Annotated in this window: 10 protein-coding genes; 1 reads left to right on the top strand and 9 read right to left on the bottom strand. The window is 55.6% G+C overall.

The annotated features are described in order from the left end of the window. Positions 1–150: 150 nt before the first annotated feature. Entirely contained in the window at positions 151–1080 is a 930-nt protein-coding gene (locus tag OQ287_RS13920) for a helix-turn-helix domain-containing protein (RefSeq protein ID WP_265896843.1), read from the top strand. Between the two features lie 24 nt (positions 1081–1104). On the opposite strand, the gene OQ287_RS13915 is transcribed toward OQ287_RS13920, so the two are convergent. The 9 genes from OQ287_RS13915 to OQ287_RS13875 all read right to left on the bottom strand — a co-directional run bounded on the left by OQ287_RS13915 (position 1105) and on the right by OQ287_RS13875 (position 13434). Then, the gene (locus OQ287_RS13915; RefSeq protein WP_265896842.1) at positions 1105–2400 is read right to left on the bottom strand and encodes an NAD(P)/FAD-dependent oxidoreductase; all 1296 of its coding nucleotides are present in this window, start codon (positions 2398–2400) and stop codon (positions 1105–1107) included. 90 nt (positions 2401–2490) lie between these two features. Continuing rightward, the gene (locus tag OQ287_RS13910) at positions 2491–2916 is read right to left on the bottom strand and encodes a Rid family hydrolase (RefSeq protein ID WP_250938258.1); all 426 of its coding nucleotides are present in this window, start codon (positions 2914–2916) and stop codon (positions 2491–2493) included. Positions 2917–2998: 82 nt separating this feature from the next. Then, the gene (locus tag OQ287_RS13905) at positions 2999–4135 is read right to left on the bottom strand and encodes a tyramine oxidase subunit B (RefSeq protein ID WP_265896841.1); all 1137 of its coding nucleotides are present in this window, start codon (positions 4133–4135) and stop codon (positions 2999–3001) included. Between the two features lie 288 nt (positions 4136–4423). After that, the gene (locus tag OQ287_RS13900) at positions 4424–5101 is read right to left on the bottom strand and encodes a uracil-DNA glycosylase family protein (RefSeq protein ID WP_265896840.1); all 678 of its coding nucleotides are present in this window, start codon (positions 5099–5101) and stop codon (positions 4424–4426) included. Then, positions 5101–8253, bottom strand: a complete 3153-nt coding sequence (locus tag OQ287_RS13895) for a type I restriction endonuclease subunit R (RefSeq protein WP_265896839.1) — start codon at positions 8251–8253, stop codon at positions 5101–5103. Before OQ287_RS13895 ends, OQ287_RS13900 begins: the two co-directional genes overlap by 1 nt. Positions 8254–8405: 152 nt before the next feature. After that, entirely contained in the window at positions 8406–9581 is a 1176-nt protein-coding gene (locus OQ287_RS13890) for a DUF4268 domain-containing protein (RefSeq protein ID WP_265896838.1), read from the bottom strand. Then, positions 9574–10242: an abortive infection family protein gene (locus tag OQ287_RS13885; protein ID WP_265896837.1), complete on the bottom strand. Its 669-nt coding sequence runs from the start codon at positions 10240–10242 to the stop codon at positions 9574–9576. Before OQ287_RS13885 ends, OQ287_RS13890 begins: the two co-directional genes overlap by 8 nt. A gap of 2 nt (positions 10243–10244) precedes the next feature. Further along, positions 10245–11726 (bottom strand): restriction endonuclease subunit S, encoded by a 1482-nt coding sequence (locus tag OQ287_RS13880; protein WP_265896836.1) that lies wholly within the window; start codon positions 11724–11726, stop codon positions 10245–10247. Then, positions 11716–13434: a class I SAM-dependent DNA methyltransferase gene (locus OQ287_RS13875; RefSeq protein WP_265896835.1), complete on the bottom strand. Its 1719-nt coding sequence runs from the start codon at positions 13432–13434 to the stop codon at positions 11716–11718. The genes OQ287_RS13880 and OQ287_RS13875 overlap by 11 nt, the downstream gene beginning before the upstream one ends. Positions 13435–13601: the final 167 nt, after the last annotated feature.

The raw sequence follows: 13601 nt of genomic DNA, 5'->3' as shown, positions 1-13601 counted from the left end.
CCATTTTCATTAATAATTTAATGGTTTGGTCGACGCTAAGAAAAAAAACGGTCTGACACCACCATCCATTGGTCAAGCATTTCCATGGTCCGACCGGAGCGCTTACGGCAATAAAGCAAATTACGTGCCATGCGCCCGAAGGAGTCATTGATGACAATCACGTTCCATCATTACCTTGATGCTGCCGAACACGCACAGCGTCTTGAAGGATGGCAGCATGAATCCAGCCAGATAGAAGCCGGGCTGTTCTCGGGAGAGATCGTTGATATCTCGAGCGAGAAAGTGCGGTTGTTTCGCGAAAGCGCCAATCTGGGGCTGTCGCAACGCATGCATTTTCCTGAATCGCAATGGCATCTGGTAACCCCCCTTCTCTGGTCCAGGGATGATCATTTCAAAGCCGATACGTTGACCGTACTGCCAAGCTGCGATCAGTTCTGGGGTGTATCGCAATCCAGCTACGATCTGCTGGTGATCTCGGTTGACCGAGGCCGTCATGAATGGCTGGCACGCGATGAGCATCGTCTACGTCAACTTGAGGTATCGCATGCGTGTCTGAATCAGGTGCGCAGCCAGTGGCAGTGGATGACCGACTATCTGAGACACCGGTTCCGCGATGAACCAGTGCCCATGGCGTTGCAGCGTTCCCTGACGCGCCAGCTCGAGGAGAGCATCGAGCTGTTGCTCGGCAGTGATGTGCTCACCGTCGAGCTGGATGCCAGCAACTATCGGACCCGGCGCTACATCGTTGATTACTGCCAGTCGCTGATCCACAGTCGCCCGGATGACCCGCCGTCACTGATGGCCCTCTGTGATCAGCTGAAGATTTCACGGCGTACGCTTCAGTACAGCTTTCAGGCCGAGGTGGGGCAGTCGCCGGTGACCTATCTGCGCGCCCTTCGGCTCAATGCCGTGCGGCGCAGCCTGCTTCAGGATCCCACCCAGCGACTGGCGGATGCGGCTGCCGGCCAGGGGTTCTTCCATCAAAGCTACTTCTGCCGGGAATACCGGCGGCTGTTTCAGGAGCTGCCCTCTGCCACTCGTGACCGTGCACTGTCGGCCAACCGGCAGGGCGCGGCGTAGCCGCCGCCCCCACGCGTCTGCCCCCTAAAATCGGCCGAACCGATAGGGCCGTGGATCGATGATCGGCTCATGATCCATGACAAGGTCGGCTGCGAGCTGGCCTGCCGCTGGAGAGGTGCCGAACCCATGGCCGGAGAAGCCGGTGGCCAGTGTCAGCCCCGGCACGCCCGGCACGGCATCGATGACCGGGTTTGAATCCGGCGTGATATCGATCATTCCCGCCCAGGATTCTTCCACGGTCATGTTCGAGAACACTGGCCAGGCTGCCGACAGGTTGCGATACGCTTCATCGTTGAGCCCCTGGTTGATCGCTGGGTCCGTGGTGCGGGCGCACGTACGCTCGAACGGCGATTGCCCATTCTTCCAGCGCCTTTTCTGTGTGAGGTCCCGCCAGAAATGCTTGCCCAGCGAGACCCGAAGCAACCCGCGCTGCGTACGCAGGGCATTCAGGTATTTGGAACCGACCAGCAGATGATCCAGCGTCAGCGGGGCATCCAGTGCACCGCGCTGAGTGACGATAAAACCGCCATCCTTGTGCTTTCTGAACGAGAAATCCGGGCCACCGACGGCGACATCGGTAGGGCCTTCCATGGCGCCGGTACGGAATACCGATACGACGAGCGGGAGCGTCGGAAGTGAAATGCCAAGGTTGCCCAGAAAGCGCCGTGAGCCCATGCCGCCAGCCAATAGCACCTGATCACAGCGGATCTCGCCTTGCTCGGTCACCACCCCACTGACGCGGCCACCGGAGCGAGTAATGTTGCGCACCGCGCAATGCTCGATGATTACCGCACCGTGGGCGATGGCCGCGCGGGCAATGGCGCTGGAGGCCAGCGTCGGTTCGGCGCGCCCGTCGGACGGCGTGAAGATGGCACCGGCCCAGTCCCCGCGCCCCCCTGGCACCTGGGCGTCGATCTCGCGGGGGCTCAGTATTTTCGAATCAAGAGATAGATCGGTCACTGACTTGAGCCAGGCTTCGTGCACGGCAAGCTGATCGGCCGTGCGCGATAGAAACATGATGCCTGCTTGACGGTAGCCGACATCGTGGCCAGTGCGTTCGGCCATGGTGGACCACAGCCTGTCAGAGGCGAGCGCCAGCGGTACATCCTCGTGATGGCGGTTGGTCTTTCGAACCCAGCCCAGATTACGGGAGGATTGCTCTCCGGCCAGCCGGCCCTTTTCCAGCACGACGACCGGAATGCCTCGCTCGGCGAGGGTCAGGGCGGCGGTCAGGCCGATGATGCCGCCACCGATGATGACCACGGTGGTCGAGGCAGGAAAGTCGGTAGAAGTCTCGACGGGTGCGATTGTCGGTGCCATGAGCGTGTCCTGGTGGTCGGTGATTCAACGCGGTGTAATGGCCTGTCCGGTTACACCGCGTTGATTCAAATCAAGGGGCCGAGTGTCGTCCTACCGTGCCGAGGTGTCGATCAGATTGATGTCGGCACGGCTGGCGCCGCGATAGGCGGTTACTTCCAGCTCGACCTTGTAGACTTCGGCGCCCAGGGGGGGGCAGGTCACGGTGATGACGGGGTCGATGCCACGCATGGTCTCGCCGAACAGGCCCATGACGGTTTCGGTATCGGCCGGGTTCTGGATGAAGATTTTCACGGAAACGACATCGGCAAGGCTGCTGTCGACGGCAGCAAGGCCGCGTTCGATGTTGGCGAACACCTGCTTCAATTGTTCGCCGACGTCATCGGGAATTTCCTTGGTGTCCGGGTTACGCCCGGCAGTGTTGGACACAAGGATCCAGTTATCGACGGCCACCACACGGGAGTAGCTGGCATGGTTTTCGAAGGGGGAGCCGGTTTTGACTTTGGTGATCAGGGTCATGATGGAGTGCTCGCATTGAAGTCGATGAAAGGGGCGGATACCGGCGGTAGTACCGATACCCGCAAACAGGCGGCTTGCTGGCTTATTTCAGAGCGGGTTCGTCCCACAGGTTCAGCTTGACGCCGATACCCTGTTCCACGGCCCTGCGATAGATGACCGTTGCCCAGGCAACATCCTCGACCGGCATGCCGCCGACCGACATCATGATGATCTCATCGTCGTTTTTGCGGCCGGGGCTATCGCCGGAGACAATCGCGCCCAGATCTTCCAGTGCACCAGCCTCGAGCATTCCGGCGTGAATCATGTCCATGAACTTCAAGCCGATCAGCGGGATGCAGTTATGTGCGGGCTTGGGCACTTCCTCGTACCAGGCTTCATAAAGGCCGGTGTCATCGAGCACCTTGCGAACATCGGGGGCTTCCATGCCGGCATCGAAGTTGCAGGGGGCGGGCATCGCCAGAAACGCCCCTGGCTTGACCCACTCGCGCCTGACCATCGGATAGTCGTCAGGGTTACCGACTTCACCGGAGGCGCAATAGGTCACGATGTCGGAATCGCGCACCACCATTTCCACACTGTCGACGACCTGGGTACTGACCTGTGGGTAGTGCTCCTTCGCCCAGGCAATGAACTCGTTGACGCTTTTCTCGCTGCGCCCCTTGACCTTGATGGTATTGATATCGGGGCAGGTCTCGATGAACGCCGCCACGCTGGTGCGGCCCATTACTCCCGGGCCCAGAAGGCCGATGACACGCGAATCCCTGCGGGCCAGATGCCGGGCACCAACACCCGGCACCGCGCCGGTACGGTAGGCCGACAGCAGATTGGCCGACATGTACGCCAGCGGCGCAGCGGTATCCGGATCAGTCAGCGTGAACATCAAAATCGAGCGGGGCAGGCCCTTCTCGCGGTTGGCGATGTTGGAGCCATACCATTTCACGCCGGAAGTGCCGAAGTTGCCGCCAAGGTAGGCTGGCATCGCCATCATGCGACGATCCGCGGTTGGCTTCGGCATGGTGGGGAAGGGGGATTCTTCCGGGAACGTGATCATCGCGCCGTGGGAGTCATTGTTCGGCCCGGCCATGCGGTAATCGCCGATGTGTAACAGGCGAAACATCTCTTCCATGGTGTCCACACAGGCCGCCATATCGGTGACGCCGGCGCGGATCATGTCCTGCTCGGAGAGGTAGACGAAGTCAATCTTGGTATTGTTATTCATTGCGTTGCTCTCGACGAATACGTGTTCGAATGCGGTACGTTTCATAGTGCGTATCGAGGCGCGAAGGCGTTAGCACAGATCGGCAACTCGGTGATGTGCCGCGACCAATGGCTAAAAAAGTGGAAGGGATGTAATAGGGGGCTTGATGCTATTGACGGTATTCTTTCTCGATGAACAGTGAGTTAAATGGTCCAGAGGCTAAAGCAAGCCAGTTCGATCCAGAGCAGGCTTTGGCGAATATCGCAAAACGTATTACTCAATGCTATGAGATGGGGCTGACTCGAAAACTTAATTCTGGCTATAGGGATGCGGGTCTAAAATACAGTGAAGGAAGCGCGCTTTTCCGGTGCCACGTTTTGAGGCTCGATACCACCAGGGGCATGCCGGATGGGGAACGCTGCTTGATTTGATATTGATCCGTTTGGCCAAGTGCCGGCTTGCCTTTTTTGAAACGAAGATCACGAGCTCAGGCTTGATGATATCGATCACGCCATTGAGTGTCTCAGTGGCAACGTCTATATCCTTTTTTTGAACCTTGAGGCTATCTCCGGTTATCGCAGGGCGTTGGAACCCGTTCATGAACGCGACGTATCTGAAGAGATTACCGCCTCCTGAATATCCCGCTTCCCCGAGCGCTCGGTTCAGACGCCGGTAGATTTCGTGGCCTTTTGCCTTCCACTGACCGTTCGGTTTATCGAGAATGCCACGGGTATTTATCCAGCCCGGCTTATCTGAGTCGCTTAAACTCGACTCGGTGCCTTCATACCAGTGCTGCGCATCCAGATGGAGCGAGCTTTCCGGTGGCAGATAATGGCTTTCAGCAATCAACAGAATTTTCGGACTGTGATGACCGTAAAGGCGCCCCACGAAAGGGCGCATGCGTGGATAAGCCTGGTAGTGAGGCAGCTGTTCAAAGGCTTCATCGTAGTTCTGGCTATAGTGAGTCACCTTTTCAGTCATGCTCATCACTTGGTCCAGCTATTCGACAAAAGCTCGGCCTGCCTGAGAATCAACTCGATGACGTCCGGCGATTTATCCGGCGGGTACTTGTAGCGCTGCAGCGTCCGGCGCACCAGAATCCTAAGCTTGGCGCGTACGCTTTCCCGGACCTGCCAATCAACCGTGGTTGAGCCACGAAGCTTGTTGGTGACCTCGACCGCCAGCGCCCGCAACCGATCATCGCCCAGCTCACGTACGGCGCTTTCGTTGGTGATCAAGGCGTCGTAAAACGCGATCTCGTCGGGGTTCAGGCCCAGCGCCTCGTCGCGCTCCATATCGGCCTTGAACTGTTTGGCCATGGCGATCAGCTCTTCGATCACCTGGGCCGTTTCGATGCCGCGGTTGTTGTACTTGCGCAGCGTCTCCTGCAAGCGATCCGAGTACTTTTTCTCCTGCACGGCGTTAGTGCGCGTTTTGGCCTTGATGTCGTCCTTGAGCAGTTTTTCCAGAAGCTCGACAGCCAGGTTGCGATACGGCATCTGGCGCACGTCTTCGAGAAACTCATCGGAGAGCAGACCGATATTGGGCTTGTCGAGCCCGCAGAGCGCGAACACGTCCGTCACGTCCTCGGCCACTACGGCGTTATCGAGGATCTGCTTGAGCGCGGAATTTTTCTGTTCCTCACTCAGCGAACGATTTGTACTGGTGTGCTTGACCAATGCCGCCTTGATCGCTGATAGAAACGCGATCTCCTTGTGCAGCGCCTTGGCTTCATCCAGCGTGCTGCACAACGAATACGCTTTGGTAAGCTTCAGTACGCTATCGAGAAAGCGCTTTTTGCCATCGTCCAGACTGAGGATGTAGTTGGCTGCCGGCGGTAGCAGTTTGTGCGGTGCTTCTTCGAAGCCGCTATAGTCGAAGCCTTCACGGTTGGCGCCCTTGGCAAACATGCCGTGAATGATATCGAGCTTCTCTTCCAACACCGCGAAGGCTTCCTCGGCGCTGTAGGTTGGCTGCCCCCTGCCGCGCGAGTCGGTGTAGACCTTGAGGGCATTTTTCAGCTCGTTGGCAATGCCGATGTAGTCGACCACCAGCCCGCCGGGCTTGTCCTTGAACACCCGGTTCACGCGGGCAATGGCCTGCATCAGGTTATGGCCCTTCATGGGCTTGTCGACGTACATGGTATGGCAGCATGGCGCGTCGAAGCCGGTCAGCCACATATCGCGCACGATCACCAGCTTGAGCGGGTCAGTTGGGTTCTTGAAGCGCTTCTCAAGTCGTTTCTTGGTTTTCTTGTTGTAGATGTGCGGCGTCAGCAGCGGGCTGTCGGCGGCCGAGCCGGTCATGATGACCTTGATCGCGCCCTTTTCCGGGTCGTCGTCGTGCCAGTCAGGGCGGAGCTTGACGATTTCGTTATAAAGCTGCGCGCAGATGCTGCGGCTCATGGCGACGATCATCGCCTTACCCTCGATGGTCTCGTTGCGCGTCTCGAAGTGCTCGACGAGATCCGCCGCGATCCGTTGTAGCCGAGGTTCGGTACCCATCAACTTTTCCAGGCGGCTCCACTCACCCTTGGTGCGCTCCCGCGTGCCGGTATCTTCCTCGTCCTCGATGACCTCGTCGACCTGCTCGGAGAGCTGGTTGATCTCGTCTCGGTTGATGTCGAGCCGCGCCAGGCGTGATTCGTAGAAGATCGGCACGGTGGCGCCATCGTCCACGGCATCCTGAATGTCGTAGATCGAGACGTAATCGCCGAAGACGGCGCGGGTGTCCTTGTCTTCACTGGCAATCGGCGTGCCGGTAAAGCCGATGAACGAGGCGTTGGGTAGCGCATCGCGCATGTGCTTGGCGAAACCGAACTGGTAGGTGCCATCCTGCTTGAGCGTGGCTTTCAGACCGTACTGGCTGCGGTGGGCCTCGTCCGAGATCACTACGATGTTGTGGCGGTCATTAAGAACTGGGTGGCTGCTCTCTCCGTCCAGCAAAGCAAATCTCTGAACAGTGGTGAAGAGGATGCCGCCGGACTCACGCTCGGCGAGCTTCTGTCGCAGGCTCTCGCGGCCCTCGGCCTGTACCGGGTCCTGCTTGAGCAGATCGCGAGCGCTGCTGAAGGTGCCGAATAGTTGACCATCGAGATCAATACGATCGGTCACCACGATCAGCGTGGGGTTGTGCATCGCCGATTGCTGCACCAGTTTGCCTGCGTAGCAGACCATCGAGATGCTCTTTCCAGAGCCCTGGGTGTGCCACACCACCCCGGCCTTCTTGCTGCCGGGTTCAACTTCATCGCCGTAGGCCGCGCGCTTCTCATCCTCGCCCGCTGTAAGCTCTTCGGAGGCAATGACGGTTGCTTTTACCGCCTCACGCACGGCGTGAAACTGGTGATACCCGGCGATCTTCTTGATGACTCGCTCGGCATCGGTCTCGAACAGCACGAAGTAGCGCAGATAATCCAGAAACAGCGCCCGGTCGAAGAAACCGCGCACCATGGTTTCAAGCTGCCACTCCAGCAGGGGCTTGTCGTCTTCATTCTTGATGGTGCGCCACGGCATGAAGCGCTCCTGATCCGCCGTCAGCGAACCTACCCGCGCGGTGTAGCCATCGCTGATCACCAGCGCTTCGTTGGTGACGAACAGGTCAGGAATTTCCGTCTTGTAGGTCTGCAGCTGATTGAAGGCGCCGGTGATATCGGCGGTTTCACTGCTCGGGCTTTTCAACTCGATCACCGCCAGCGGCAGGCCGTTGATAAAACAAACGATATCCGGGCGACGTGGCTGTTTGCTGCCCTGTATGGTGAACTGATTGATGGCGCGAAAGCGGTTGGTTTTGAGGCACTCGAAATCGATCAGAAAGGCGTGGTCATAAATGACCTCGTCATCGCGCTTGTACTGCACCAGCACGCCGTTGAGTAGCCACTGATGGAAGGCGCGGTTACTGAGCACCAGATCGGGGCTTTGCGATTTGCTGACCTGTGCCACGGCCTGCTGAACGGCGTCTTCCGGCAACTGAGGGTTGAGCCGAGTAATGGCCTTTTCGAGATCACCGCGCAGCAGCACCTGCTGGTAATCCTCGCGCTCCGGCGCAGTGCCATCGCGGGCGATGTCCGGCCCGTGGGCGGTTTCCCAGCCGGTGTCGTCAAACCACTCGAGACACAGCTGCTCCAGTTGATCTTCGGTCATCCCTACTCCCTTGCCACCCGCTAAATCGCCAACGCCCGTTGACTCGTTTTATGCTATCGCTATACTTCGCCATAATACGCCCGGCGCCTCTTCACAGTTCACTGTGTACGCGCCGGTTCTTTTTTATCGACACGAATGCCTATCTTATGAAGTCATGGCAGTTCGGAGTGCTCGAAGCTGATCTGTTTTAACTGTTGATTGATGTTTCTTAGCGGGTCACGCAGTGCATTTTCGAATCGCGTCATGTGGTGCACCATCCATTCGATCATCTCGGGCCAGTTCGCCTTGTCATATCCGTCAACGGCTTTGGTGTATTGAAGACGACAGGCTTTTTTGGCAGGTAAAGGCAGCCAAATGAGTGGAGCACCAAAGTTTTTCTCGATCGTATCCCTCTGTGCCTCGAGCCCTTCAAATACAAAGGTATTGGCTTCAGCCTGGCTATTCTGAAGACTCAATCCAACGCGTATTTCACTTTTCCCGAAAATTAACTGATAGGGCATACCGCTGACACCAGAGCCTGCAATAAGCCAGTGATCTCTCATCGGACTGATATTGTTGTACAGGGCACAACCACTTTTGCTGAACTCTTCCAGCGCCTTTTCCCAAAATTCCAGACGCAAGGTGTGTCGATGCTTTTGCTCTGTATCGGCGCTTTTCTCCTCATCCTCCTTGGCGACCATGCCAATCATGAAATCGGTCGATTCGGGCGTCGGAATGATCTGCTCAATATTGAGGAAAAGCTCATTGCCGGCCTTGTAAGGCGTTACCTTGAAACACTGGCAGGCGATACCAAACTGGCTCAGCCATAGCACGGTGTTGGTGACTTCCTTGCGATAACGCGCTGCAACCAGAATAAGACGTTGCGTCTTGATGCGATTGATTTGAGCCGCTTCCAAACCATCGACTTCTAGAAATTCGATCAGGTTATCGACCGCGTTAGCTGGCGTTTGATCGGTTTCCTGTGCTTTCTGATTGAGATAGCGCTGGTAGATATCCACGACCTGGGACTTGCTCAAATTGGCGCAGTAGCTGGCATATTTCAGGGCCTGCCAGACCACGTCCCGACCGCTATCGTCAAGTTTGTTTTCGATAATGACCAGATTGCCACTCTTGTCGATAGCAAGAAGATCCAAACGCTCACGAGTATCGTCGAAGCCATCAAACTCCTTTTGAATGATCAGGAGCTCCTCGCCATCTACCTGTGCCAGTGCCTGCGGACAGTTTTCCAGCCACTCCTGCAGGTGCTTGCGCTCGCCGAAGCCAAGTTCAGTAAATCTTTTTACTTCTAGAGGGTTAATTCGGTTGGTAGAAGCATCGATTCTAAACATTATTTTCTACCTCATCATCTTCTTCAGTACTTACATATTGAAGAAGAGAGGCACGATATCCCTTTATATCATGCTCAAACATTAAACGGCTATAAGAAACCTCCCCTCCAGACAGCAAACTAAAACTAGAGAACTGCCCATCCAGCCAGTTATTGAATTCTTCATAGTCATCATAATAAATCCTAGCCGATAGGTTAGGGTCTGATGACTCTTTGTGCCTTCTATATAGATATGAGCAAAAAGCGTCAGTTATGCCTGCAACAAAACTGGCATCAGTTGGAGTGATAGGGCTCACATAATAACCATCATCTCCATGCGAGGCAGCACCGTATCTATTCCTCAATTCAGAAATATTATGAACCATCGAATTTGTTATTATTTTAATCTTTTCATTAACATCAGGATTGTCGTTTAATTGCAGACAATCTCGAACACTTCTGTAGAGTGGGTTCATGTCTTGACTTTGATTGGCATTGCCAAGCCTATCTGAGAGAATGGTTTTAAAAACCGTCTCCAAGAGTGATTTTGATGTATCGAGAACAAGAGAGCAGTCTTGAACTTCTAAAGCATTTTCCAAGCGTTCTTTTTGCTCGTTAAGATGCGTGGCATCCATCGATAAAGAAAATGCTTCGGCACAAAGAAGAGGTCGTGCAAGCGACATTGTTAGATCTCCAATTCGCCAGAAAGAAGCTTTGGTAGCAATGCGTCACGCATCTCTGAAAGATCATTTGAGTTTTTTAAGTTCAGCTCAATGCTTAAGTATTTCGCTCTTACCATATCGCAAAAGATCTTTGCTACACTGCCGTCAGGCACCACAATCGGAATGCTGCGAAAACTTTTCTTACTTATCTCCGCAAATGTACTTCCGCTAGCGAGCTGCTTGATATCATCCATAACAGATTCAGCCCATTGAAGAACAAATTCGGGCTGCAGCCTTTTTTTGCAAATCATGGCAATATAGCCTTGATTAATAGCCACAGGGATTTTCGTCAAAGCGAGGTAGCCAACCGGCGCACGAGAAGACATCAGAACCGTATTTATAGGAAGTAGGCCAGAGCTTATCTTTGCTAAACCAGCCTCTGTAATTTTCCTTTCTGTCGAAATCATAACCTTGCTTTGGGCACCAGAAAGATCTTTTGGGCTGGTCCAGTTAATATCTCCACCCTCCCAATATTCTTTATTTTTTGTGGGCGGGGTGCCACCACCTTTTATCTCTACCTCGGCGCCGATAGTTGAGCATTCCCACCCCTCCGGAATCTCCCCCAACTCACTGTCCTGCATCGCTGAGGGAAACAGCGCGGCGGTCTCATACAGCTCCTGATAGCGCTCGGGGTCGTCCGCGCGCAGCGCGTCAAGCTGCGCCGCCGTCTTGCCGGAAATGGCCTGCATCGCGGCGCGGTTCATATAGGTTTCCAGATCGCCTACCGCGGGCATCTCGTCAAACTCGGCGGCGTAGCAGACGGGCGAGGCGCATTCATTTTCTGGCTGGAGCGCCTGCCAGCGCTTACGCGCGGCGATCTTAGCCTTGACCGGTTCGAAGTCGACAAACCAGCTTTTAAACAGGGTCTGGGCCATCTGCTCGAGGGTTTGGTTGATGCGGTAGTTGAGTTCGATTTTATCATCGAGGCCGCTCAAAACCGTGGCTATAACCTTTTGACTACTCAAACTTGGTAGCAACACCGGTGTTTTACGAAGGATGCCTAAGTTCGTGTGAGGCACACCCGTCTGTATCGCATTCGTCTTCACATAATCTACTTGCTCAAGCGCCGAAAAGTAGTAATAAAGAAAACCAACATCGGCCAAATCAGGATTGACCGTGATCTTCATTTGGCTTTGCGAAACGATATATTCTTCATAAGGGCCTGCTGGCACAATTGAAACCTGACCTAGAGTCCCCCTTTGGGTAAACACCAGATCACCGGGGCGTGCAGTATTGGCAGACAGTTTTGCTGCTTTTGACTCAGAAACAAAAGCAAACTTCCCAGAAACCCATCGCATCCCCATGTTTTGACCACGAATAACTGGAACACCGGCATTTTGATAATCTTTAGATACTAGATTCGAACCGAAAGGCCCACCTACCATCGCGTTTTTTTGCGGTGCAGCAAGTTCCTCTAATAAATATTCATTGAGATCAGAACTCATAACCCAGCCCCCCAAGATTCCGCTTGATCTCACCTTCCAGCCGGTCGCTTTCTTCGAACTGCTCTTTCAACTGCGCCGTCAGCCGCGCCATTTTGTCGGCGAAGGGTTCGTCGTCTTCTTCCTGCGCGGCAGTGCCCACGTAGCGCCCTGGCGTGAGCACGAAGTCGTGCTTTTCAATCGCGGCGAGATCTTTTGAAGCACAGAAACCGGGGACGTCTTCAAAAGCGTCGGTGCGCTGCCAGTTATGGAAGGTGTCGGTGATTCTGGCGATGTCTTCGCTTGTAAAATCGCGTAGTACGCGGTCGCGCATGTAGCCTTGCTGGCGAGCGTCGATAAACAGCACTTCGCCTTTACGTCGACGTTTTTCGACGCCGTTGGGCGAAAGACCGCCGGTTTTATCACGGGTCAGGAACCAGATACAGGCAGGAATCTGGGTGTTGGTGAAGAGCTGCCCCGGCAGGGCGACGATGCACTCGACCAGATCCTTTTCGACCAGGCGGCGGCGAATCTCGCCTTCACCGCCGCTGTTGGAACTCATCGAGCCGTTGGCGAGCAGCAGCGCCATGCTGCCCACGGGGGCGAGGTGATGCAGCATATGCTGCAGCCAGGCGAAGTTGGCGTTGCCCTTGGGCGGGGTGCCGTATTGCCAGCGCACGTCCTCGGCCAGCGACTCGTGCCACCAGTCCTTGACGTTGAACGGCGGGTTGGCCATCACGAAGTCGGCGCGCAGGTCGGGGTGCTGGTCATTCAGAAAGCTGTCGGCGTTTTTCTTGCCGAAGTTGAAGTCGATGCCGCGAATGGCCATGTTCATGGCGGCCAGTCGCCAGGTGGTCGGGTTGGACTCCTGCCCGTAGATGGACACGTGCTTTTTCTGCTCGGTGGGGTCGTAGTGGTGCTCGCGGGCGTGCTCTTCGATGAACTTGTCGGAAGAGACAAAGAACCCCCCAGAGCCCATCGCCGGATCGTACACGCGGCCCTTGTAGGGCTCCAGCATCTCGACGATCAGCGAAACGATGCTCTTGGGCGTGTAGTACTGCCCGCCCTGCTTGCCTTCGGCCAAGGCAAACTGGCCGAGGAAGTATTCGTAGACGTGGCCGAGAATATCCTTGCTGCGCAGATTCAGCGGTTCGCCATCGAGCATTGGTTGGGTAAAGGAAGTATCCGAAAAGGAATTGATCAACCCGATCAGCTTGTCGTTATCGACCTGGAAGCGGCTGATGCCTTCCAGCACGCCCTTGAGCTTGTCGTTGCTCTTCTCGATGGCTTCCAGCGCGTTGTCGATCAGCCAGCTCACCGAGCGCAGGCGCACGTCTTCACCCTTGCTGTTTTGCCAGAGCACCGTGCCAGTGGATAGTGCGGCGCTCTCTTTCAGCGTGCTCCAACGCGCCTCTTTGGGCACCCAGAACACGTTGGCCTCGCGGTAGTAGTCGAGGATCTCCAGTTCATCTTCGAGCGCCTGCTGGTACTCGGCGTCGCTGTCGTAATCGTCGCGCGGCAGGAAGTAGATGTTGTCGTCGGCGTCATCCTTGAACAGCGCCAGCAGCTCGCGTTGGCGCTCCTCGAACGCGTCGGAGACGTACTTCAAGAAAATCAGCCCCAGCACCACGTGCTTGTAGTTGGCGGCATCGAGGTTGTTGCGAAGCTTGTCGGCAGCGCTCCAGAGCTTGTCTTCAAGCGCTTTCAAAAATTGCTGTTCGGTGGTGGCCATGCGGGTCTCTTGTGTGTCGATTCAGGCGCGATCGATGCCGCGCAAAATAACTATATGTGCCTGCTAATGTAACCGGTCGGTTTACACAATGCGATGGTTGTTCTTGTCAGACGGGGGGCTGATTAGTGGGCAAATCAACGTATGAAGCATATCTTGTTGGAGTTATG

This window comes from Larsenimonas rhizosphaerae (assembly GCF_026240105.1).
Classification (GTDB): domain Bacteria; phylum Pseudomonadota; class Gammaproteobacteria; order Pseudomonadales; family Halomonadaceae; genus Larsenimonas; species Larsenimonas rhizosphaerae.
This window is presented reverse-complemented; position numbering and strand designations above follow the sequence as displayed.